The organism is Mucilaginibacter sp. P2_A5, assembly GCF_056404995.1.
Window position 1 is genome coordinate 130,435 of the sequence record NZ_JBFUCY010000010.1, and the last position, 23,402, is coordinate 153,836.

General features: G+C 44.5%; 23 protein-coding genes and 1 tRNA gene. 13 read left to right on the forward strand and 11 right to left on the reverse strand.

All coding sequences use genetic code 11. The features are described from left to right. Window positions 1-58 precede the first annotated feature (58 nt). From AC1DXF_RS10725 to AC1DXF_RS10750, 6 genes are all read left to right on the forward strand, one after another. Complete coding sequence (locus AC1DXF_RS10725) at window positions 59-1,651, forward strand: M1 family metallopeptidase (protein WP_477448376.1); 1,593 nt, start codon at window positions 59-61, stop codon at window positions 1,649-1,651. Between the two features lie 188 nt (window positions 1,652-1,839). Then, on the forward strand, window positions 1,840-3,465 hold the full coding sequence (locus tag AC1DXF_RS10730) for a carboxylesterase/lipase family protein (protein WP_477448378.1): 1,626 nt from the start codon (window positions 1,840-1,842) through the stop codon (window positions 3,463-3,465). A gap of 237 nt (window positions 3,466-3,702) precedes the next feature. Beyond that, a complete protein-coding gene (locus AC1DXF_RS10735) occupies window positions 3,703-4,092 on the forward strand; it encodes a hypothetical protein (RefSeq protein ID WP_477448380.1) in 390 nt (129 codons plus the stop codon). A 159-nt stretch (window positions 4,093-4,251) separates the two neighbouring features. Beyond that, window positions 4,252-4,905, forward strand: coding sequence for a hypothetical protein (locus tag AC1DXF_RS10740; RefSeq protein ID WP_477448382.1), 654 nt, complete (start codon window positions 4,252-4,254; stop codon window positions 4,903-4,905). 113 nt (window positions 4,906-5,018) lie between these two features. Then, entirely contained in the window at window positions 5,019-6,557 is a 1,539-nt protein-coding gene (locus AC1DXF_RS10745; RefSeq protein ID WP_477448383.1) for a YifB family Mg chelatase-like AAA ATPase, read from the forward strand. Window positions 6,558-6,641: 84 nt separating this feature from the next. Continuing rightward, window positions 6,642-7,280, forward strand: coding sequence for a hypothetical protein (locus tag AC1DXF_RS10750; RefSeq protein WP_477448385.1), 639 nt, complete (start codon window positions 6,642-6,644; stop codon window positions 7,278-7,280). Between the two features lie 216 nt (window positions 7,281-7,496). On the opposite strand, the gene AC1DXF_RS10755 is transcribed toward AC1DXF_RS10750, so the two are convergent. The 3 genes from AC1DXF_RS10755 to AC1DXF_RS10765 form a co-directional block, all read right to left on the reverse strand. Then, the gene (locus AC1DXF_RS10755) at window positions 7,497-7,622 is read right to left on the reverse strand and encodes a hypothetical protein (RefSeq protein WP_477448387.1); all 126 of its coding nucleotides are present in this window, start codon (window positions 7,620-7,622) and stop codon (window positions 7,497-7,499) included. A gap of 64 nt (window positions 7,623-7,686) precedes the next feature. Beyond that, window positions 7,687-9,474 (reverse strand): hypothetical protein, encoded by a 1,788-nt coding sequence (locus AC1DXF_RS10760; protein WP_477448389.1) that lies wholly within the window; start codon window positions 9,472-9,474, stop codon window positions 7,687-7,689. Between the two features lie 9 nt (window positions 9,475-9,483). Beyond that, window positions 9,484-10,188 carry a hypothetical protein gene (locus AC1DXF_RS10765; RefSeq protein WP_477448391.1) on the reverse strand — a complete coding sequence of 235 codons (705 nt, stop codon included), beginning with the start codon at window positions 10,186-10,188 and terminating at the stop codon, window positions 9,484-9,486. Window positions 10,189-10,486: 298 nt separating this feature from the next. Here AC1DXF_RS10765 and AC1DXF_RS10770 point away from each other — a divergent pair, with 298 nt between their 5' ends. Further along, window positions 10,487-11,128, forward strand: coding sequence for a response regulator (locus tag AC1DXF_RS10770; RefSeq protein ID WP_477448393.1), 642 nt, complete (start codon window positions 10,487-10,489; stop codon window positions 11,126-11,128). 159 nt (window positions 11,129-11,287) lie between these two features. Here AC1DXF_RS10770 and AC1DXF_RS10775 read toward each other — a convergent pair whose 3' ends face one another. Next, window positions 11,288-11,719: a CAP domain-containing protein gene (locus tag AC1DXF_RS10775; RefSeq protein WP_477448395.1), complete on the reverse strand. Its 432-nt coding sequence runs from the start codon at window positions 11,717-11,719 to the stop codon at window positions 11,288-11,290. Between the two features lie 323 nt (window positions 11,720-12,042). On the opposite strand from AC1DXF_RS10775, the gene AC1DXF_RS10780 reads away from it, so the two are divergent. Next, a complete protein-coding gene (locus tag AC1DXF_RS10780; RefSeq protein ID WP_477448397.1) occupies window positions 12,043-12,822 on the forward strand; it encodes a GH12 family glycosyl hydrolase domain-containing protein in 780 nt (259 codons plus the stop codon). 142 nt (window positions 12,823-12,964) lie between these two features. On the opposite strand, the gene AC1DXF_RS10785 is transcribed toward AC1DXF_RS10780, so the two are convergent. Further along, window positions 12,965-14,527 (reverse strand): M20/M25/M40 family metallo-hydrolase, encoded by a 1,563-nt coding sequence (locus AC1DXF_RS10785; RefSeq protein ID WP_477448399.1) that lies wholly within the window; start codon window positions 14,525-14,527, stop codon window positions 12,965-12,967. Window positions 14,528-14,716: 189 nt separating this feature from the next. On the opposite strand from AC1DXF_RS10785, the gene AC1DXF_RS10790 reads away from it, so the two are divergent. Further along, the gene (locus tag AC1DXF_RS10790; protein WP_477448401.1) at window positions 14,717-15,484 is read left to right on the forward strand and encodes an SDR family NAD(P)-dependent oxidoreductase; all 768 of its coding nucleotides are present in this window, start codon (window positions 14,717-14,719) and stop codon (window positions 15,482-15,484) included. 56 nt (window positions 15,485-15,540) lie between these two features. Here the strand turns inward: AC1DXF_RS10790 and AC1DXF_RS10795 are convergent, their stop codons facing one another. The 3 genes from AC1DXF_RS10795 to AC1DXF_RS10805 form a co-directional block, all read right to left on the reverse strand. Next, window positions 15,541-15,696, reverse strand: coding sequence for a lmo0937 family membrane protein (locus AC1DXF_RS10795; RefSeq protein WP_143065492.1), 156 nt, complete (start codon window positions 15,694-15,696; stop codon window positions 15,541-15,543). A 257-nt stretch (window positions 15,697-15,953) separates the two neighbouring features. Further along, entirely contained in the window at window positions 15,954-16,976 is a 1,023-nt protein-coding gene (locus AC1DXF_RS10800; RefSeq protein ID WP_477448403.1) for a nucleoside hydrolase, read from the reverse strand. Between the two features lie 83 nt (window positions 16,977-17,059). Beyond that, on the reverse strand, window positions 17,060-18,433 hold the full coding sequence (locus AC1DXF_RS10805) for a hypothetical protein (RefSeq protein ID WP_477448405.1): 1,374 nt from the start codon (window positions 18,431-18,433) through the stop codon (window positions 17,060-17,062). A 375-nt stretch (window positions 18,434-18,808) separates the two neighbouring features. Here AC1DXF_RS10805 and AC1DXF_RS10810 point away from each other — a divergent pair, with 375 nt between their 5' ends. Beyond that, window positions 18,809-19,729, forward strand: coding sequence for a class I SAM-dependent methyltransferase (locus tag AC1DXF_RS10810; RefSeq protein WP_477448407.1), 921 nt, complete (start codon window positions 18,809-18,811; stop codon window positions 19,727-19,729). 300 nt (window positions 19,730-20,029) lie between these two features. Further along, window positions 20,030-20,254 carry a DUF4287 domain-containing protein gene (locus AC1DXF_RS10815; protein WP_477448409.1) on the forward strand — a complete coding sequence of 75 codons (225 nt, stop codon included), beginning with the start codon at window positions 20,030-20,032 and terminating at the stop codon, window positions 20,252-20,254. Between the two features lie 84 nt (window positions 20,255-20,338). Here AC1DXF_RS10815 and AC1DXF_RS10820 read toward each other — a convergent pair whose 3' ends face one another. Then, the gene (locus AC1DXF_RS10820) at window positions 20,339-21,328 is read right to left on the reverse strand and encodes a hypothetical protein (RefSeq protein WP_477448411.1); all 990 of its coding nucleotides are present in this window, start codon (window positions 21,326-21,328) and stop codon (window positions 20,339-20,341) included. Window positions 21,329-21,443: 115 nt separating this feature from the next. Between AC1DXF_RS10820 and AC1DXF_RS10825 the strand changes: the two genes are divergently transcribed. Continuing rightward, window positions 21,444-21,845 carry a hypothetical protein gene (locus tag AC1DXF_RS10825; RefSeq protein ID WP_477448413.1) on the forward strand — a complete coding sequence of 134 codons (402 nt, stop codon included), beginning with the start codon at window positions 21,444-21,446 and terminating at the stop codon, window positions 21,843-21,845. Window positions 21,846-21,864: 19 nt separating this feature from the next. Here the strand turns inward: AC1DXF_RS10825 and AC1DXF_RS10830 are convergent, their stop codons facing one another. Next, the gene (locus AC1DXF_RS10830; protein ID WP_477448415.1) at window positions 21,865-22,749 is read right to left on the reverse strand and encodes a PhzF family phenazine biosynthesis protein; all 885 of its coding nucleotides are present in this window, start codon (window positions 22,747-22,749) and stop codon (window positions 21,865-21,867) included. A 102-nt stretch (window positions 22,750-22,851) separates the two neighbouring features. Between AC1DXF_RS10830 and AC1DXF_RS10835 the strand changes: the two genes are divergently transcribed. Then, entirely contained in the window at window positions 22,852-23,220 is a 369-nt protein-coding gene (locus tag AC1DXF_RS10835; RefSeq protein ID WP_477448417.1) for a winged helix-turn-helix transcriptional regulator, read from the forward strand. A 105-nt stretch (window positions 23,221-23,325) separates the two neighbouring features. Here AC1DXF_RS10835 and AC1DXF_RS10840 read toward each other — a convergent pair. Beyond that, window positions 23,326-23,397 (reverse strand) — tRNA-Gln (locus tag AC1DXF_RS10840). Window positions 23,398-23,402: the final 5 nt, after the last annotated feature.

Here is a 23,402-nt window from a genome sequence, read left to right on the forward strand (position 1 = left end):
TTAACATATGGTTTAAATGCTGTTGTTTTTTATAAACTTCGCATTTAAACCGTTTTGTATGCGCTCAATCCTCTACTATAAAAAAATATTTCCTGCCGTTTTTGCCTTTTTCGCGTTGTCTGCCCAAGCCCAGGTTCCCGGCTCGGCTGTTGATGTGCAGCATTATAATTTTGCCTTGCAGCTGAATGACGATAACAACATCATCAAAGGAGAAGCTACCATCGCCCTAAAATTTATTAAGGATGCCACCTCCTTTAACCTAAACCTGGTGAAAAAGAATGCTACCGGCAAGGGGATGACCGTATCTTCGGTAACCGAAAACGGCAAAAGCCTTAAATTTGAACAGGATAGCGATGCTGTTAAAATATATACCCAGGTTAAAGCCCCCAGCAGGCATAACTTTGTAATTAACTACGAAGGCGTACCCGCCGATGGATTGATCATATCTACCAACAACTTTGGTCACCGTACTTTTTTTGGCGATAACTGGCCAAACAGGGCCCATAACTGGCTCCCCTGCGTTGACGACCCGGCCGATAAAGCAACCGTTGACTTTGAAGTAACCGCGCCCGATCATTACCAGGTTGTGGCCAATGGTTTACAGCTGGAAGAGAAAGCCTTAGATAATCACTTAAAACTTACCCACTGGCAGGAAAACGTGGTACTACCTACCAAAGTAATGGTTATTGGCGTTGCCGAATTTGCCATTGACCATCCCGGCGATGTAAGCGGTATCCCGGTTTATACCTATGTGTTTCCCGAAAACAAGGAGGCCGGTTTTAAAAACTATGCCATTGCCAAAGATATATTGCCATTTTTTATCAAAAAAGTGGGACCTTACAGTTACGAGAAATTAGCCAACGTACAATCGAAAACCATATTTGGCGGGATGGAGAACGCAAGCGCGATATTTTACTTCGAAGAGTCGGTTACCAGCAAAGGCATCGAAGAGTTAATGGCGCACGAAATTGCCCACCAGTGGTTTGGTGATGGCGCGAGCGAAAAAAACTTTGCTCATTTATGGTTAAGCGAAGGTTTTGCCACCTACATGACCAACCTGTACCTGGAGAATAAATACGGGGCCGATACATTAAAAAAACGTTTAACCGAGGATAGGCAAACCGTTATTGATTTTGAAAAGAAAAGGCTTAGCCCGGTGGTTGATACTGCGGTAAAAGACAAATATATGCAACTGCTAAACGCCAATAGCTATCAAAAAGGGGGCTGGGTGCTACACATGCTTAGGCACAAGCTTAGCGATGCTGTTTTTTGGAAAGGTGTTGTTAGCTATTACGCCCAATATAATGGCCGTAACGCCAATACTGCCGATCTGTGCGCGATAATGGAACATGCCAGCGGGCAAAACCTGAAACCATTTTTTAAACAATGGCTCCGTATAGCAGGGCATCCTGATTTGGAGATTTCCTGGAAATATGATGAACCTAAAAAACTTGTCAATATTGATATCACTCAAAAACAAGCGCATTTGTATGATTTTGCGCTGGAGATTGCTATTGGAAATAAGCTAAATACCGTACACATTAAAAATAAAACGACCCTAATACAACTGCCGGTGGAGGCAAAACCGCAAACGATAAATATCGACCCAGATATAAACTTGTTAGCCACATTTAATGTAGCGGCCAATTAACCTCATTGCGTACAATTATTTGTAATAAAGTTGTTTCACGCTATTGCAGATCAAATTTTTATAATTACCATTGTGTAATACCTACACAATGGTAATTATTGGTTTATTGCCCAATAAATCATGGTAATGGTATACGTTATTCAGCCCCCGGCTGAATCCATAAACCAATTATATTAAACCAGATAACCATGAAGAAAAACTCAACATTTTGGGCTTTGCTGGCCATTTGCCTGCCATTATTTGGCTATAGCCAAAGCAGCGATGCCGTTATTGCCGGCGAAAACGTAGCAGTAACCGGCACCGATGCCGGACAGGTACGCGGGTACATCCACAACGGCACCTTTAATTATAAAGGCATACCTTATGCTACTGCCAAACGTTTTATGGCGCCTGAAAAGCCTGCGCTATGGCAAGGTGTCCGGGCCTCATTGGTATACGGAGCAGTTTGCCCTATAGACCCCACAACAACCGTTAACGACCCTATTGAGTTTGGCTTTCAGCACAACTGGGGCTATATGAATGAGGATTGCCTTAAACTTAACGTTTGGACACCAGGAATCAGCGACCAAAAAAAACGCCCCGTAATGGTTTGGCTGCATGGCGGCGGCTTTGCAGCCGGTTCGGCTATTGAACTACCTTCTTATGATGGCGAAAACCTGAGCAAAAAAGGTGATGTTGTAGTGGTATCCATTAACCACCGCTTAAACCTGCTGGGCTTTTTAAACCTATCGGCCTATGGCGATAAATATAAATCATCGGCCAATGTAGGTATGATGGATATTGTTGCAGCCCTGCAATGGGTAAAACAAAATATAGCCAGCTTTGGCGGCGACCCGGATAACGTAACCATTTTTGGCCAGTCGGGCGGTGGCGGCAAGGTTACTACCTTAATGGCGGCGCCATCAGCAAAAGGCTTGTTTCATAAAGCTATTGTGCAAAGCGGCAGTTACCAGTCAAAATTTATGGATAACGATGTATCAAAAAGAATTGGCGCGGCTATGCTGGAAGTATTGAACCTGCAGCCAAACCAGGCCGATTCGTTACAAACCATATCATATGAGCGTCTGAGCGCTGCGGCAAAAAAAGCTTTACCAAAGGTGGCCGCGCAACTAAAAGCCGAAGGCAAGCCCGTTACCGGTTTTGGCCTGGGATGGGAGCCTGTTAACGATGGTGTGTTTTTACCCTACCAGTTAAATGACCCCGCCGCTGCCGAACTATCAAAAAACATTCCCTTACTGGTAGGCTCAACCAAAACCGAGTTTATGGCCTCGCTGATAAACCCGGCTATCCGCAACTTTAGTATGGATGATGTTAAAAGTTACCTGCAAAAAAAATATGCCGATAAAACAGACGCTTATATGGCCGAAGTTTTAAAAGCTTACCCCGGTACAGTAAAGCCATCAGATTACCTGGATATTGATTTAGCAACCTTCAGGCCGGGCGTTATTCGCCAGGCAAACGCAAAATCGTCAGTAGCCGGCGCCGCCCCGGTTTATATGTATATGTTTACCTGGCAATCGCCTGTGGCCGATGGTATGTTTAAATCCATTCATTGTATCGATATCTGCTTTGAGTTTGATAACATTAAACGCTGCGAAGAAATGACCGGAGGGGGTAAGGATGCTTACGCCTTAGCCAACAAAATGAGCCGGGCGTGGATAAATTTTGCCCGTACCGGCAACCCAAATGCCAAAGGCTTGCCCAACTGGCCCGCTTACACCGCCCAAAACGGCGCGGCCATGTTATTTGATAACAAAGCCGAGGTAAAATACCATCATGACGCTGCCCTGCTTCAAATGGCATCGGCAAAATAAAAATCTCCAACTTTAATAATATAAAACGGCTGCCTTTGGTGGCCGTTTTTGTTTACCCGGGAGATAGCGCCATCCCGGCTTATTGACATTTAGTCGCCCACGCAAATTTTTATATGGCAATCTTCAAAAATTTGAAATTTTCGCATAATATAATTTTGCAGTTTGCGTTATCAACCAAACAATCCATTCCAGTGGCTCGTTTAACTACCAACTATTAACTTCTAAACCATTAACATCATGAACACAGCAGCAATTAAATCCATTTATGTAACCGCTTACAGATGGAACGCCAGAAATTTCGGACAAGGTGGCCTACCCAAATTTAACTCCCTTTTTGGCGTTAGTTTCCTGTTAATCCTTTTGCTAACCAACCTGCTGATGTTTACCCAACTTTGCTTACACCAAAAATGGTTTAATATTAACCAGGTAACTGCAACCGTAATGCTTTTGGCCGCCTCGGGCGCGCTGCTGCTTAATTACTTTATCCTACTAAACAATGGCCGGTTTAAAAAATGGAATATCGCCTTTGAAAAACTGAGCAAAAACAATCAAAAAGTATGGTCAATTATGCTAATGGCATATGCGGTGATTTCCTGTGTCTTTTTCCTGTTTGTAAATACCATTTGATCTTTTAAAAAATATCAGCCTGATTTTGACCGTATTGCGTGTATAACAACAAAATTTAACTATCCGGTTATTTTAGGCCCATGCTAATTACATGAATTGTGTGTTATTTTGTAATACCTGCCGGTATAGTCGGCAGGTATTACAAAGCATACCATAACCATGAAAAAAATCACAAAATTTAGCTGTCTTATTGCCTTAATTGCCTGCACCATAGTAAACGTTGCCCAGGCACAAACCAAGGCCGATGTGTTTAACCCTAAAGTACCGGTTACCTGGCTGGGAATGGACTTTTCGCAGGCAAGATTTATTGGCTCTGAAGCGGTATACAAGGCATCGGGCGAATTATTAAACTCCGAGTTTGTAGCTAAATTTATCCCTGCCTGGGCAAACCTGTTTATAACCGAGCCAAAAACATACAACGTGCCCCGTGCTTCGCACCGCGATAGTGTACATTTTGCTTTCAAAGTTACCGAAGCCGTAAATAACGCCATCACCAAAAACTTTTTTACCGAGAAACCAAACGACTTTAGCACGCTGAAAGAAAAGGACATTGTTGATTTGGTAAAGAATTACGATTTCCAGGGCCAAAAAGGCCTGGGCATGATGATGTTTGTTGAAGGCATGAACAAAGCAACACACGAAGCCGGCGCCTGGGTAACTTTTGTAAATATGAACGATAAAACGGTTTTATTTACCATGTATAAAACCGGCAATAGCCGTGGTTTTGGCTTCCGTAACTACTGGGCACACTCATGGTACAACATCCTTAAAGATTTTGCAAGCGATTTTGATACGTATAAACAACGATCATAAAACATTTAACAACGGCGCCCATTAAGGCGCCGTTTTTTGTTAGATGACATTTTTATTTCCCTTTTACAATAACCAAAAATATTTATCTTACGCGTTGATTAAATTTTATCACAGTGTTAGTTAAAACTTTTGGCAGTGCGGTTTATGGGATACAGGCTATCACCATTACAGTTGAGGTAAATATAGCGGCAGGGACTAAATATTTTATTGTGGGCCTGCCCGATGTGGCTATTAAGGAAAGCTATTTCCGTATTGATTCGGCATTAAAAAATTGCAATTTCAGGATGCCGCGCCAGCAGGTGGTAGTAAATATGGCCCCGGCTGATATCAAAAAAGAAGGCTCGTCATATGATCTTACTATTGCAACCGCTGTGTTAGCCGCCTCGGGCCAGTTGGATGCCGATGAACTGGACAAATACATCATAATGGGCGAACTATCACTTGATGGCAGCCTGCAACCCATCAAAGGCGCTTTGCCCATTGCTATACAGGCCCGCAAAGATGGCTTTAAAGGCTTTATACTTCCTAAACAAAACGCCCGCGAGGCCGCCATTGTAAATGACCTGCAGGTTTATGGCGTTGAAAGTATTAAGGAAGTGGTAGGCTTTTTTAATGGCGATGTAAAGCTTGAGCCGGTAGTTGTTAACACCCGCGAAGAATTTTACGACAGCCTGTGCAACTATGACAGCGACTTTAGCGAAGTACGCGGCCAGGAAAACATTAAACGTGCACTGGAAATTGCCGCCGCCGGTGGTCATAACGTCATCCTGATAGGCCCACCGGGAGCTGGTAAAACCATGCTGGCCCGCAGGCTGCCATCCATTCTCCCGCCGTTGAGCTTATACGAAGCATTAGAGACCACTAAAATCCACTCCGTTGCCGGTAAGCTTGCGGCAGCGGATGCATTGGTTACCATAAGGCCATTCAGGAGCCCGCACCACACCATTAGCGACGTAGCCCTCGTAGGCGGAGGAAGCAACCCCGCTCCCGGCGAAATTTCGCTGGCCCACAATGGCGTTTTATTCCTGGATGAATTGCCCGAGTTTAAACGCAGCGCCCTGGAAGTAATGCGCCAGCCGCTGGAAGAGCGCCGCGTAACCATTTCACGAGCGAAATTTACCGTTGATTATCCATCAAGCTTTATGCTGGTGGCGAGTATGAACCCCTGCCCCTGCGGCTATTACAACCACCCCGAAAAAGAATGCATTTGCCCGCCGGGAATGGTACAAAAATACCTGAGCAAAATATCGGGCCCGCTGTTGGATAGGATCGACCTGCATGTGGAGGTTACCCCGGTGAATTTCAGCGAGCTATCATCAGACAGGTTGGCCGAAAAAAGTGAGAATATCCGCGAGCGCGTAATCAAAGCCCGCGAAATACAAATAGAACGCTTTGGCAACCGCCCCGACTTACATGCCAATGCCCAAATGAGCCCCCAAATGGTACGCGACCTGTGCAAAATAGATGCTGCCGGCCAAACCCTCCTGAAAAAAGCCATGGAAAAACTTGGCCTGAGCGCCCGCGCCTATGACCGCATCCTGAAAGTAGCCCGCACCATTGCCGACCTTGCCGCCAGCGAAGAAATTAAACTGGAACACCTGGCCGAGGCTATTCATTTCAGGAGCTTGGATAGAGAGGGTTGGGCGGGGTAAATATAGTTGAGACTGAATCTTTAAGACCGCGCTTTCCAAAGTCTCCGATTTCAGAAAGCAGAACGAATGCATCATCAATAGACTATGAGAACTCCCTTAAAAATCGCTTTAGGTGTTTGTTGTATCTTCAATATGCACCTTGCCTCGGCACAACAAGTTACGTGTATAGACACTGTGACAAGATCCGTATATTTTTTTCGGTTGAAATATAAAATGCCGAAGGGTATCGAGAGGAATGAATCCATGATGTTCGACAGGGCCTACTCATTTGACATTAGTCGGGCAAAACGGATGTCGATAGACGAGATCTATTCGCTCTATAAGTATAAACAAACAGACACCGTCAAATATTTGACCTATCTCGGCACTAAAAACGTAGGCGTCGAACAGTATGTGTTCGACAAAAACTGCTTGGAGGCTTATCGAAAGCGCGTCAAAATAGAAGGGCTGATAAATCCTGTTCATTACGTCAGGCTTAAACCTGTGACAAGATATGACAAAGGGACAAGGATGGGATTGTCTTGGGCAACCGTAAAATGGCTTCATTTACAGGTAACGGACGACTTGGCAAACAATGCCTTTAACGAGCCGCCGACTTTAGACCTGCCAAATGTGCCTTCGAAGCCGTACGATATTTACTTGCCAATGGAAGTCATAAAGATCGATAACAACGTCAAAGTTAGAAATCGGTTAGTTGTCTTAAAACGAGATGAGATTTTGTAGTTTGGCCAGGCGTTCCTTGGCTATTTCATATCTATAAACCAGGATACACTCATACCACCTTACCCTGTCAATCAGGAAGCAAGAGCATTCTTTTCTCCTTTACTTCGATGTTCAATCAATTGCTTAGCTATCCTTCGGCTGGTGCGTGTGCCGCGCGTAGCCAGGATGATAAGCAAACCGCATGCCCAATAATATGCATGCAACTCCCGATCAATTTTAGTATACCCGTAATTCGCGTAAAGGATTGAAATGGATACCGGCCAGCGCGCGTAATGCCTGCAGGCGTATAAATGTAAAGCCTGGCGACGCTTCTACCAGCGGCGTACGCCCAAACAATAACAAAGCCCCGCAATATCGCTATTGACGGGGCTTCTCCCCTAATTATTAACCTAACGGCCAATTTCTTTTAATGACAGCGCACGCTAAATTTAGCGGTGATGTTTAAGGTATTGCTGCCGGCATCGTAAATAGCCGAGCCATTTATACCGCTTGCTGATGGTAAAGTAAAATTTCGCGGCGCCATGGTAAACACCGATGTTTGGTACCATACGTAACTGTTGTAAGCGTACATATAATATTGGTCGCCATTAAATAATTTAATGCTGTACCTGCCCTTACTGCCTGTAATGCCTGCGCCAAAAGCATATTGGATAACGCCCCGGTTTACGTAGGCGTAAGTCCACGCATTTTGATTAAGCCGTGCCGCGCCAATATCGTAAAGGAAAAACCATCCAGAGGGCAACAGGTTGATGTTTTTATTGCTGCAATACCCCTGCATGTTAAGGGTTACATTAATGAGCGAAGGCGTAGCCGGGCTGCCAAAACTTAAATCGACCGAACCCTTGGTACAGGGATTAAACAGCCCGGTTTGTGCAAGTATGGGCAGCCGCGGGTTAAGGTATAAGTTAAAGCTGCTGATAACAACCTTACATTGCGCAATGCTGGGCACATACGGAAATACTACCACATCGCCATCGTGTACAAATTCGCCATGGGCGCCGGCCAGGTATTGGTTGTTGGGTGTAACTATGGTTACATCATAAACACCACTGTTGCCTGCGCCGCAATGAATGCGCACGGTTAGCGGCGTAAAACAGGTGCCGTAGGGCTGCCCGGCCACCGCCCAGCTCCAGTCGAGGTTAAAGCAGCACAGGTGCGAGGTTTCAAAATTAGCAGTAAGGTTGCCGCTGCCATCGTTGGTTATGGTTACATCGCCTTCGCTTTTCCATTGCCCGGTTTCTTCGGTAAGGCTCCATAGTGGCACGGTGTCGCCGGCTTTAATATTAGTGCCGGTAATAAAGTTTGTGGTGTTAGGATCAAGCTTCATGCTCACCTGTATCGGTTTGGTAAAACGCCTGACCTGCGTACCGGCAGCCGACATTTTAATTGATAACAAACCCGCCGATACAAAATTTATGGCATTGCCGCCATTAACCTGGTTACCGGCCTTGTCTATAACGTTGGTAGGGCTAAAGCCGCCCGGGAAGGCCCCGTATGAAGTGGTGGAAACGGCGCTGAAATCGACAATATGGGATGTGAGTTGTGTTGCGTTTATTGCAGAACCATCTGCATCAAGCATTTGCGTACCGGGCAAAATTTTAACCTGCGCGGTTTCAACCATGCCCGATCTTGGCGGCAGGTTAAGGGTTACCCCTTCAGAAACGCCGCCCGATAAGGGCGAAGCAGCCACCAAAACTGAAGTACCTCCGGGTGGGTTGGCATATTCAACCACGGCAACATCAACAATTTTTGCGCTATCTTTTGTAATGGTAACGGTTTGCACTATGGGTGCATAACCTGGAATATCGGCCGACACATTGAATGTTACCGGCGCCGAAGCCGAAGGCGCTGCATTGGCAGTGAGGGATAAGGGTAAAAAGCCATGCGAGGCTTTAAAATCGGATGTTGAGCCCCCGTCCATTTGTACCAGCGCGGCATCTTTACCGGTTATTTTAACATCGAAATCGCCGGGCTGGTTGGTAGAATTTGCATTGGCGTTGGCAAAACGGAGTAAAACAGGGGCTTTAGCTAAGGTGGTTTCGTTAATGGTGAGCGCTATGCCTTCATTAGGCTTTCGACAGCTATTTAGGGTTAGTACCAATACCAGGCACGCGACCAGCAAAAAAACATTAATGAGTGCGCCGCCTTGTTTTGCCGGACTGATTTGTGAGTGAAGTTTAAAGGTGTTTTTCATGGTGATTTTTTATCTGATTCGTAAATTAAAATTGAGCTGAACAACGGGCATCCAACGATAGCCCCGCATATTTTTATTGAATTGTATGTTATTGGCGTCGTTATCTGATAGTAGTTTTGTGCCCGTAAATGAAGTGCCGGGGCTGGATAGGTAATAGGTGCCAACATCAACGTTTACATTTAAAAGCTGGCCCGGGAACCCTTTAAAAAGGGCGATGCCCAGGTAAGGTGCAACACCTTTCCAGGTTACATCGGCCTGTAGTATGCCAATCTGATCTTTGGTGAGCGATTGGCTCCCGATGTTATAACCACCCGATGGCGTAATTAACGCAGTTGCCTTGCCCTGCGTGATATATGAGGCGCCGCCCACCAGGCGGATGTTGTTGGTTTTAAAAGGCGAATAATCGGCCAATAAATGAACATTGGAGAAACTGGTTGAAAACTGTCCCTGTACCGGGAAACCGAAAAATTGGAAACCCTTGTTTGCATTTACCGGGATGATTCCAAAGCCAAACCGGCCCGATAGTTTCGGCAAAAAGCCATATTTAACATCGGCGCCTATACCCTGGCTGCCAACAAGCACCTGTAAGGATATGGGTGAAACAAACTGCGCGGTATTGCCGCTGTTGGTTACAGGGTTTTGGATGTTGCTTTGCTGGGCATAAGCAGCAAAGTAAAAAAGCATTGTTAAAAGTGTGACGATAAAGTTTTTCATAGGTATCGGGTTTAATAGGTGTTTTTATTTTGCCGGGTAAGCGCCGTAATGCATATCAGCATTATTGCTATTGTTACAAGGATGTATTCCATGACTTTCGGATTTAATGTGTTAGCTGATTGCGTATATTGTACCGTTTATTACCGCCGTTTGCAGGCTGCAACAGCGCTGTTTTTGATACGCTTGTTAGTTATTTTTAACGATACAATTTTATGGGGCAGCGGCAAGGCACACAATACAAAGCTGTTTGTATTTTTTACAGCGGTAATAAAACATAGGTTTACAAGTAATTAGCACGATGGAAATGACAACTGAAAAACTATCAGTGATCATAGCAGATGATCATACATTATTTATAAACGGGCTTAGTATGTTATTACAAAATGAGCCGGATATTGAGATCATGAATATAGCGGCCAATGGTAAAGAAGTGCTGGGGCTGTTGCATACCCATACGCCCACACTGGTATTGCTTGATATCAATATGCCGGGCATTAATGGCTTCGAGGTGCTTAAACGGATAAAAGCCTACTATCCAAAAATTAAGGTGGTGATGCTATCTACCTATAACGAAGAACACCTGATTGAAAAGGCAAGGGCCACCGGTGCCGATGGTTACCTGTTTAAAAATGCCGAAAAGGATGAGTTATTGAGGGTAATGCGCCTGGTAGCCCAGGGGCAGCAATGCTTTCCGTATAAGCCGCCGGTTGTTAACTCCACATTTGACGACACCGACCCTTTTTTAAAGCAGTTTCAGCTCACAAAACGAGAAACGGAACTGTTACAGTTCATCAAGCAGAACTATACCAACCAGCAAATGGCCAACCACCTGCACCTAAGCATCTATACCGTTGAAACGCACCGCAAAAACATTATGCAAAAACTGAATCTGAAAAATCCGGTGGAGCTTACCAAGTTTATATTGCAATATAATTTGTAAGAGGTATTTTAAGTTTGTTGGTTAAGTGATGATGCTACAACGGTCGCGGCTTATTTAAAGGCGTCAATCATAAGGTGATCATAATCGTCCAGGCTACTGTGGTGAGGGCGGGTTTCGTAATCAATAGGGTCTGCACAAACTGGAAACCGGTGAGGCCTATTACTTCCCAAACTCCTGTACCCAATAACCGTTATAGCTGTAAGCCCCCATTTCTACATAAAGCGTGTCCATCATGGCTTTGCAGTGGTCGTCGCTCTTTTTCCAGGCTTGCATTGCCTGGCCAATGGTAGCGTATCCTTTCGCAATATTTTCGCCAACATACTGGCCGGTGTATCCCGCAGCTATTGCCCTTTGTATGGGCGAGGTGCCGGTGGGGGAAATATGATCGAAGTAGTTATTGTTATTCATATCAAGTGCATGGCCTTGCGCGGCGGTGGCCAGGTTATTATTCCATATTAGTTTTTTTGCCGGGGGCATAAAGTCGGTTCCACATGTACAGCCGGTAGCACGTAATTTATTTACCGAATCTAGCATAGATAGCTCCACGCGGCCCGTTGTGATGGCATTTTCCTTTTTGCACGCTATTAGCATAATACATAGCAGATAAAAAAACAAGAACCGCCTGGTTTTAATGCAGCCCTTTGCAAAGCTATGTTGCATAATTAACACCTCCCTTTTTGTGCTTATAACGACATAAAAGTATCACAAAATACTTTTATCTATTGTTTTTGTTGTAATAGTTAACATTTGTGCCCCTGTTTTTAAACAAAAGCGGTTACGCACTTCTATAAATTTGGCACAACCAATTATTACGCGCTTTAGTATTTATTATCGGGACGGCTTATTTAAATATAAGCTACCCCCTAAACGTGCTTTATAAACCAAATAAACATACATCATTAAAACCAAAAATTATGAAAATCAAAAAACAAGTAATGCTGTTTCTGGCTGTTTCGGCTATGGCGCTGGGCTGTAAAAAAGACAATGCCAACTTACCTGCTACTGCTGATGCACAGGTAAAAGCAAACTGGTCGTCAAGTGCAGCCTACGGGTCATGGTCAAACGGGGGCTACACCGTGTACAACGATGTTTGGGGCTCGGGCGCCGGCGGTCAAAATATCTGGGCAAACTCCTATAGCAATTGGGGCGTTTGGGCCAACCACCCTAATACCGGTGGAATAAAATCATACCCTAACTCCACAAAATATGTAGGTATAGCTTTAAGCAGCTTAAACTCATGCACAAGCAGCGTCAACTTCACCGTTCCATCAAGCGGCGCGTGGGAAGCAACCTATGATATATGGGATAGCGGCAACCAAAACGAAACCATGCTTTGGTTAAACTACACCGGCAGCCCTAATGGCAGCGGTAATGTTAAGCCCATATCGTATAATTACAATGCCAGCGGGGCGGCGGTGCCTGTATATACCAACGTTAGCGTAGGTGGCCACACCTGGAATATATTCAGAGGAAACAACGGATCAAACAATGTTTACTCGTTTTTGCGCACAAGTAATACCTCATCGGCAACTGTTGATATTAAGGCAATTCAAACATGGATAAAAAACCAGGGCTGGTTTGGCAACATCACAATGGGGAATGTGCAGTTTGGTTTCGAGATCACATCATCTTACGGAACCAACGGCAACGGGTTAAACTTTACCTGTAACAGCTACTCGGTTTCTTATAATTGATAAGTGTTACAGGATATTTATCAACACAACACAGCCTTTGATTGATCAAAGGCTGTGTTGTTGTTTAAGGGGCTTGCTACGCAGCGCTCAATGTTCAAAAACTCCTATGAGAAATCATCGCGTTGCGATGGTGTTATTATTCCTAAAATCCATCAAACACAAACTTTTCTTTTATCAGCGGTTTGCGGGGCAGCATATCGGGGCGGGTGGCCGTTTGGTATACAAACGAGGCTACAATGATGGCGGCTTGTTTAAGGTCGTCAATCAGGAGGTGGTCGTAATCGTCCAGGTTGCTGTGGTGGGTGCGGGTTTCGTAATCAATAGGGTCCTGCACAAACTGAAAACCGGGGATACCTGCCCAATCGAAACTGAGGTGATCTGTTGAGCCGGTGTTGCTCATTGTTACGGTTTTGGCGCCCAGATCGGCAAATGGTTTAAACCATTCTGTAAATATGGGTTTTACGGCCTGGTTATTTTGGGCGTAGATGCCCCTTATTTTGCCGGTGCCGTTATCAAGGTTAAAATAGGCTGATACTTTTGCCTGTTCGGGTTTTAGGGCGAATGTTGTACCATCTATAAAGTGGTTTTTCACATAATTGAAAGACCCTAACAGGCCCTGTTCTTCACCGCTCCACAGCGCTATGCGGATGGTGCGTTTAGGCTTAAGGCCTAATGAATCTAACAGCCGTACGGCCTCCATCATCACGATACAGCCGGCGGCATTATCAGTAGCGCCCGTGGCGGCCTGCCACGAATCAAGATGGCCGCCAAGCATTACCAGCTGGGGCTTCAGCTTGGCGTCGGTGCCGGGAATTTCGGCAACTACGTTGTAGCCTTTGGTATCGTCGGTTGAAAGGATGCCGCTGATGTTTAAGGCTAACTCCACTTTGTGGCCGGACAGGATAAGCCTTTTTATTTTTTGCCCGTCTTCAGATGACATGGTTACTTTGGGTACAGTTTCGGCCGCGGTTGTTTTGTAGCCGCCGGAAGCCTGTACTACCACGGTCCCGTTATGGTTATTGCGCCCGGTGGTAATATAGGCCAGCGCGCCGGATAACTTAAGCAGTTGATCGACCTTTGCAAAAATCTTGAAGTAGCCTTTATACATGTCGATCATCGATTTATCAATCATGTAGGCATCTTTAAGGTTGGCAAGCGCCGTATCTGCCAATCGCGTTGCCGACGGCTCAAAGCGTTCGGCGCCCGTTGCGGCGCCCCCTGTTACCAGCACAAATTTGCCTTTAAAATCGGCTGCATGGCCGGCCAGGTAAGTGGTATCCATAGCCTGCGCGGGCGTAACCAATATTACCTGCCCCTGTTGTAAGCCGTTAGTATTTGCGCTCCACGGGTTTGGATATGCCCTTACAGATTGCGCGTAAGGCGCACGCATTGATATGCTGAAATCCTGTACTTCCCATTGCTTGCCAAACTCGCCCCAGGGCTCCATTTTGGCATTGGCCAAGCCCCATTTTTTCATGATTTCAACAGCCCACATAGCCGCCCGTTTGTAACCCGGCGAATTGGTGAGCCTTGGCCCGGATACATCGGTAAGGTAATGGGCAATTTGCGGAATTTGCGAACTGTTAAGCTCGGCATTCCTGATTTTGCGAAACGCGGCAGTATCAACGGTTTCTTGCTGCGCATAGGTGGCGGTGCAAGCAAACAGGCCAAGGGCCAACGGTATTTTAAAGCTTACGTATTTCATAATGTGGGTGTGATAGTTAAATGTAGAAATTTTTTTGATGATATGAATGCCGGAGTAAATTATGTACAGGGATTGTAAAAGTTAATAGGGTTGGGAATGTTTTGGGCGGAACCGCATTGTAAAATGAAATTTTGACGGGTTTTATGGACAAGCTTTCCGTTATTTGTTTTATCCACCACCAACAGGAGTATGATGACATTTGATTTTACAAACAAAAGGGTTTTAATCACAGGTGGCTCGCGCGGTATAGGGCGGGCATGCGCGCAGTTATTTGCGGCTTCGGGTGCGCAGGTTACTATAACCTACGTAAACAACCAACAGGCGGCCGACGAAACACTTACCTTGCTGCCGGGAACCGGGCACAGCGCGTGGCAACTGGAAATACAGGATGCCACAGCGGTTGAAACTTTCATGAAGGCCTTTATAGCAAAGCATAACGGTATTGATGTATTGGTGAACAACGCGGGTGTTTTCCTGGAACATAAGATCATGGATGCCGGCTATACCCACTGGCTGGCCATGTGGAAACAAACCATTGATGTTAACCTTATGGGAGCGGCCAACTTATGTTATTTTGCAGGGCGGCAAATGGCGGAGCAGGGTGGCGGTAAAATAGTAAACATTTCATCACGCGGGGCCTTCCGTGGCGAGCCCGATTGCCCTGCCTATGGTGCAAGTAAGGCAGGGTTAAACTCGCTGAGCCAATCATTGGCTATTGCGTTGGCGCCAAAGGGTGTAAGCATACATGTTATAGCGCCGGGGTTTACAGAAACAGATATGACTGCCGAAATTTTGAACAGCCCGGCTGGCCAGGCAATAAAAAACCAAAGCCCCTTTGGCCGTGTGGCCAGCGCAGAAGAGGTGGCCCGGCTGGCAGCCATTTGTGCATCTGAAGGGATGGAGTTTAGCAGCGGCAGCATTATTGATATTAACGGCGCATCGTACCTAAGGAGTTAAAAAATAACCCCGGCATGCAAAACAAGCCGGGGTTGAATTTTATTTAGAACAGCAGGTTATATTGCTGTGTCTCTGCGTAAAAAGCCGAGTATCAGGGCTATAATAGCAATAACCAACAGAATGTGGATTAAACTACCTACAGAGTAAACAAATGCTCCAATTGCCCATCCTATAATCAGGATAACAGCAATAATATACAGTAATGAATTCATGATAGTTTTTTTTAATTGTTTATAAAAAATGTTTTTCAAATGATGTATTAAATCATTTACAATTTAAATACCAATTATATTTTCTACCTTAAAAGCACTTGAAACAACGCTTTCAGCTCCTGTTTTCTGTACTTAAAACAAGGTAAATAGCTTATTATTCTATACAATTCACGGTGTTAATTAATGCGCAATGGGCATTTACGCTGAAGGTTTATTTGTAATTTATTAGCCTATAGGCACTTAATATTCCAAAGAGATCATTTAGCATTCAACTCCAGTTTGGCAAAAAAATCATTAAACATCAGGTCGATATCCAGTCGGGTATACACCCTGATATTGCGGCCGCCTGCATTGTAATCATAGCCGCCCTGCGCATTTATCGTCGGGCAGTTCTTCAACACATATTCACTGCTTGACGGATCGGCCTCAAACGATGATTGCAATGCTGTGAGTAATACCAGGGGGCTATCGCCTAAAACATATGTTTCGCCAATATTCAGGTGCCATTGCTGAATGCGAGTCATCAGGCTTTCTATCACATTAGCCAAATATTTACCGGCCTCGCCCTGCGGCTTGATTTTTAGCTGCAATTGCGAGTACGGCAGCAAGGCCTGGCGGTATGCATTGCGCGGCACCTGCCACAACTTCAATTGCGAATGATTAAAAACCGCGCGGGCTGCGGAAATATCAATATTTAAATTGTATTCGGGGTTGGAGTAGTTGGGTGGGGGCAAGGCCAGGTCGGTATATTCGGGGCCGCCTATCCAAATTAGTGTGAGCTTGCCGGCAATTGCGGGGTTTGTTAAAACCGCAGATGCAATTTCGGTAAGCCCGGCCCCGCAAACTACATATAGCGGCAATTGCGTATCGGTACGCAAAGCTTCTTTAATAATCATATCAACCGCGGCGCTTTTAACCGGGGTTGTATCGTTTAGCATCGCGGTGTTTGAGCCGGTTGCGACAGGTACCCGTCCGTTCATTTTCAGGATGGTTAACAGTTCTGCTGCTTTTTTTGTGGCATTGTCGGCCTGGGTTTTTGATGGATCAAAACCATCACCTACCTTAAGATGTGAACCTATGATACCTCTAACATCTACGGATTGGGACAACATCAAATGCGCAAGGGCAAATAAGCCATCCGGATCGCCGCTAAAATCGTTATCAATGATAATCCGTATCCGTGGCGAAACGGGTTTATTGGCTGCTGTTGCTTGCGCGAGAGCAAAGCGTGGGATAATAAAAACAAACACCAGGCAGGCAAGGGTAACACGTTTGATCATGATTTTTAGGGTTGTTAATTGGTAACGGCAATATAATGCTTTTACCTTTCAAATAACCGGGCCTGAAATGAATTTACCACAGCCTATTCGTCGTCGTCGGTCTTGTTATTTGTAAAGATGCCAAGCTTTTCCATTTTGGCTTTGCAAAGCTCGCGTATAGCAAGCTGGATACCAAATTGATCGGCCAGGTTGTTTTTGATGATGGCTTCCATATACATATCGGCCGAGTCGATATTGTCAACCGCCGTAAAATACCGGCACATACAGGCATAGTAATTTGCAGCTTCGGTAAGGTTAAATACCTTGCGGTCGGGGTAAATATATCCAAGATCCGGCTGGCCGTCAAATACAGCAAGCACGCCTTCCGGTTCTTCGGTATCAATAAGCATATTGGCATAGCTCACCTTGGCAGGCAAATAATCAGGGAACATGTTAAACATAATTTCGGCTATTCTATAACTTTCATCGTGCTGCCCGGCAGCCTGAAGGGCCGAATGCCATAGCATATACCATGGCGCCGAACCGGCGTATTTAGCTATCACCTTTCGTACGCCTGTAATCACCGACTCATAATCATGATCAACCGCCGCCAGGTTTAGCAGGCGGAAATATTCCTTTTCCTCCGCCTTACTGTCAAATTTCATATAGGCAGTTTCCTTGGGATCGTCGCTCAGGCGATATTTTAAGCCAATAAAAGGTTGCTTAAGTGCTTTCCTGGCGCCATCAGTTCTCAAACGCTCGTCATATGCTGCACTTATTTTTTGATACCCATCCACCAACAGTTCAATTATGCTTGCCTGCGTTTCGTCAAAATCATCGTCTTCTTCATCGTCATCATCCTCATCATCGTCATCCCAATCGTCATCGTTAAAGTCATCCAGGTCGTCATCCTCGCCCAAAAATGTATAATTACCAGGGCCTGCAGTGCGGTTAAGGGTATTAATAATGGTTTGGATTTTGTGATCAGAATCATAAGGGCCGGGCACATAACAGGGCGTACCATCCATACCAAACTTTATTTCTACCAGTTCTATATCCTCACTGTCCTCTTCCAAAATGAATTGAGCTATGTCAAAATTCTTGTGGGGTTTAAATCCATAATCTTCGGCATAGGCAATGGCGCCATAAATAATATTATGTGCTAAAACATAGTCGCAGGCCACACCATCAGCTAACTTAGCTTTCCACCCTTCATATTCTTCAGGATCGAGGTTGAACTCATACATTACATCCTTGGGGCCAAGGCAATACATGTCGACCAAAAATATCCCGACCGTTAAATTGCCGTTTTTGTGCCGTCTGGCAACAACAATATTACACATCCCGGCGGTTTCCCAATCTTTATTTATAACACATTCGGCAATGGGCAATAAGCGCGCCTGTGTTTTTATATATTTTTCGGCACTTAATTGAACCGGCTTTAATGGAACTACTTTCCCTTTTTTATTTTTTGACATATGATGGTAGATGTGTGCTAACGCAAAGTTAACTGTTGCCCGCCTTTTAATCAATTTAATAGCGTATTTCCCTGAAATGATATTAGGTGACGGCGCCAATTCAGGATCGCTTTTAAAAGCCGATCCTGAAGAAAGGTAGCTCCTAAGGAGCAAAAAGGGTTGAACTATTCATTTTCTACAAACAGGTAGCCTCTACGAGGCAGCTTAAAAGTGTATTATATTGTAAAGATTAACCGTTTGTAGCTGAAAAAAACTTAAAAGCGATTGGGCGTCAATTCCGTATAATTACGATATGCCGGGTCGCTAAATCGCGTAAAACCCACTATCATAATTAACCCCGTCCGGCCTACCTTGCGCTATAATTAAACACCCCGTATGTCTGTAGCGCAATTAAAAAAACTGGATACTAATGTAGCCGCCGCGGCCACTATTGATGGCAAATCGCTTAAATTATTTTTCCAATATTTTAAAAACCTGGTGAACGACCTGGAAATAAGTACGCAACGTGAAGATATTATCAACCTTATCCCCAACATCCGGAACGTTGCCGCTACCTCGCCGTTTGTAAATAAGGCACAGCAATGGCGCAGGGGGTACCAGGGCGATTTTGAGGCCATCGGGCATCTCATCTCTGGTGAAAATAAAGCTGTTCCCGGCACCACAGGACACCTGCTGGAAGATTTCTTTTTAACATCCGATATCCGCAAACAGCATATCCACAAAGTGCAATACCAATCGGCTTTGATAAAAAATGTTGTTGAAGGCAATCCGTTGGCAACTATTCTATCTATCGGTTGCGGCACATCTGAAGATATCCGCCTAAACGTCGATCTGATAAAAGGTACACAAATTGATATTACTATTGTTGATGCAGATAAGGACGCGCTGGCCTGTTCAATGCAAAACCTTGAAGCAATTAAGTATAATGTAAGCGCCATTCATGGCAACATCTATAAAATTGCCCGCACGCTTAAGCAACAGTATGACCTGGTTATTATTGGCGGGGTATTTGACTATTTAAGCGATAAAGCAATAGTAAGAATTTTATCTTCCTTAAAACAAAACCTGACCGCAGGTGGAAAGATATTTTTCACCAATATTAAGCACCACAACCCCTACCGCATTTATATGGAATACCTATCAGACTGGATCCTGATTGAACGCACCGAACAGGATATTTACCGCCTGCTGGCCGATAGCGGCCTGGAAAACCATGCAGTGAAACTCCAGGTTGATGAAACCGGGTTGGTTTATTTGGTTGAGGTTACTAACAAAGCTCAGGGAAATTGCTTTTAACTTTTTACTGGTGCTTTTAATGTTCAAAAAGGGTAGCCCCTAAGGGGCAAACAGAATTTGAGACGAAAAGTGCTACAAATGGGGTGCCTCTACGAGGCAGGCTATCATCTTGTTAAAGGTGTTTTTGCCTCGTAGAGGCAACCCATTTGTAGTAAATCCAAATATTTCCTTTGCCCCTTAGGGGCTACCCTTTTTTACAAACAAATCTTAAAGGCGATTTTTCTGCAATAAAGCTTCTTAATGCGGCCCCATCAATAGCGTTTTTTTATATTTATCCCGATAAACCAATACTAAATAACCATGTCATTCCAGGGATATTTAAAAACCATCAAAACCAAAACAGGCAAAGAGCCCGCAGATTTCAGGGCGATAGCCGAAGGAAAAGGTTTTACACAAAACGGCGAATTAAAAGCAAAAGCAGGCGATATTGTAGCCTGGCTGAAGGCAGACTTTGACCTTGGCCACGGCCATGCCATGGCAATTTATGCTTTGCTAAAAGGGATGAAGAACGAGGATAGCGAATAATAAACAAAAAAGGAGCTATATATTCAATAACTCCTCTTCTTAGCAATCCGGCTTTTAGCTTTCGGCCTTAAGCCTTTGGCTTACTTACATCTTTTGTTTCATATCAAAGTGTTCAACGGTTTTAACGCCAGTGGGCCACTCGTTAAATGCGGAGTAAAGCACGTATTTATTATCTTTATCAATGCCGGGGATGGTTTTGTTTATCACTTTCCTGATCACGTCATTTTCTTTTTTGATAGCTGCGGTATCACTTAGTTTAACGTTGGTTAAATAATATATCATCGGGAAAGTTCCTTCCTTATCCTCCTGGGTAAAAATCCTGATAATTTCCAGGTGGGTTGGCGCGCCTTTGATAGGCAATGGTACGCGATACTTAGCTGATACCTGATTTAATACGGTGCTGTAAAGCTGTCCGGCCTCCGTTTCATTATCATATTTCCAGATACTGCTTGGGCGCGAGCAATTTATAGCCGATGCCCCATCATTTAACGCGTTTACCAGGAAGCCTTTTGCATAAGCAGCCTTGGCATCTGCCAAAAGCGCGTCCATATTTTTTCCGTTTTTGGCATAAGCGTTTGTTTCCAACTGGCTAAGTTTCCAGCCATAATCATACTTGCAGTAAAGAGCAGTTATCATATACTGATTAGCAATATGTTTGGGCACAAAAAAGGCTATGTACATTTCCTTAACACCGCCGGGGCAGTACAGGGTGTATTTGCCGCCGGTTAAGGCCGGTTTAATGGTATCGCCATGGATGTAGCGATTAACCACATAATACTCGTCAAGCAGCTTGTAGTCATCTTCTTTAAAACGGTTACTTACCAGTTCAACGGCACGTTTCCTGTTGGTTGTCGCTATAAAATCCTCCGACATGATGTATTCCAGCTGTGGTTCGTCATTGGTTTTAAGGGCAGTAAACAGCTTGTCGTTTAAATCGTGGAAACGGCTTTGATCGCTTGAGCTTATTTTTTCATTTTTATAGATGCCCGGACCGTTGGGACCGCCGCAGCTTTGCAACACGGCTATGAAAAGTAAAAAGACGGGTATCTTTGTAAGATGTTTAATATTATTCATTTTAATTGTAAAAGGTTCCTGTTACGATAATACTGATTTTTTAAATATTGGCCAATAATTTACTGTAGCATTTTCGTTATTATCAACGTAATAGGCTTAATAAAGCTGAGTATCAATGAAAAAAATATTACTCGCGGGCGCCATCGTCCTGTTTTTAGTGAGTTGCAAAAAAGATAATAATGCTGCTATTAGCATTTACGGCAGCTGGGAATACCGGGGCACAACCTGTTACTGTGCACCACCAACCGATAGCAGTGCTTATATGCCAGGCAATGGTACTGTTTACAACTTCTCGGCCACTAATTACAAATACTATCTTAAGCACGTATTGAAAAAAAGCGGGACATACAAACTGTTTAAAGAAAACGTAAACGGCACCGAACTTAACCGTATTGTTTTTGATAACGATTACAACAGCGAGGCAAAATATATAGGCCTTACCGGGAACAAGTTTAGCCTGGGCGGCGCTATAGGCAGTATGGCCGACGCACCGGTAGATTATTACGAAAAGGAATAAATGCCGCTTGCTCCACCTTTTACAGGTATATGGTGCCTTCCATAACGATAACTGACGAGCCGCTTACCCAAATGCCATCGTCCGAAACTTTGACATGGATTGACGACGGATGCTTTACCGCAGTGCCCTGTAGTATCCGATAATCCTGCCCGGCCTTAATATGGCCTGATTTTTCCAGGTAACCGGCCAGGGGGCCTGCTGCTGTACCTGTTGCAGGGTCTTCATCAATCCCGATACCCGGATTAAAAAACCTTGTTTCGGCAATATAACCATCATCCTGGCCATTTGTGGTAAACAGGTAAAAACCCTCAAATTGGTATTTTGCAGAGAGTTGTTTTAAAAGCGCCTTATCGGGTACCGCACGCTGCAAGGTCTCCAAGTTTTTTACCGGCACCATCAGGTGGGCAACTTCTGTTTCAACTACATTAATTCCCCAGCCATTTAAATCTAAATCATGTACGTCCAATCCAACTGCTTTGGAAACCAGCCCGGCGGGTACCGGGTTAATCACCCTGGCAGGTTGCTGTTTCATGGCCACGTACGGAAGCCCGGCATCTTCGGTTACCCGGAGCGGGATTCGCGTATCGTTGATCATTACAAATGGCGGCCCGTCCTGGTTTTTAAAAATATCCCAGCCCTTTATTAAAGCCAGGCATACGGCCCCTAACAGATTGTGCCCGGCACCATTTACTTCAAATTCAGCGGGGGTAAAAGAGCGCACTTTTAGTGCATTTTCGATTATTGAATAGCTTATGAATGAAGTTTCGGAATAACCAAATTCCCGGGCAATTGCATGGTACTGGCTCAGCTCAAGTTCATCGTCGGTATAAACTACCGAGAGTTGATTGCCTTTATATTTCTGATCTGTAAATACGTCCAGCACGTAATAATTAAGTTTTTTCATTTTGATTTAATTAACATGATGCCAAAAGTAAGGACCGGTAGTTTATTTTTGTTATGGGTTAACCAAAGGTAACCAGTTACCTTTGGTTAACTATCAATAATTATGGCCACTATCAATATCAACGGGAACATACAGGAAGCAAGCTGCGACCAGGAATTGGCTGCCATTAAAGATAGCCTGGAAATATTGGGCGGGAAATGGAAACTGCGGATTATGCGGCACCTGAATAACCATGTTGCCGAGAAAAATACGTTTAAGAAGCTGCAGCGGGAAATTGAAGGAATTTCGGCCAAGATGCTGTCTAAAGAATTGCAGGATCTGGAATTGAACCTGCTTGTTTCCAGAACAGTGATGGATACCAGGCCTATTACGGTGAATTATTCCATCACCGATTATGGGCTGAGTGTTTTGCCCGTTACAGAAACATTGGTGCAATGGGGGTTAAACCACAGGCAAAAAATAAAAGCGTGATATTAAAAACGAATTCCACATTACTTATTTAACAAATATCTGCAAATTTTCTTAAAATACCACAAAACATACAATTTAATATATTATAATAAATAAAGACGTGGGTTTTCCTGCATGGATTCGAACCACGATCAACTGAACCAAAATCAGTTGTGCTGCCAATTGCACCACAGGAAAATAAA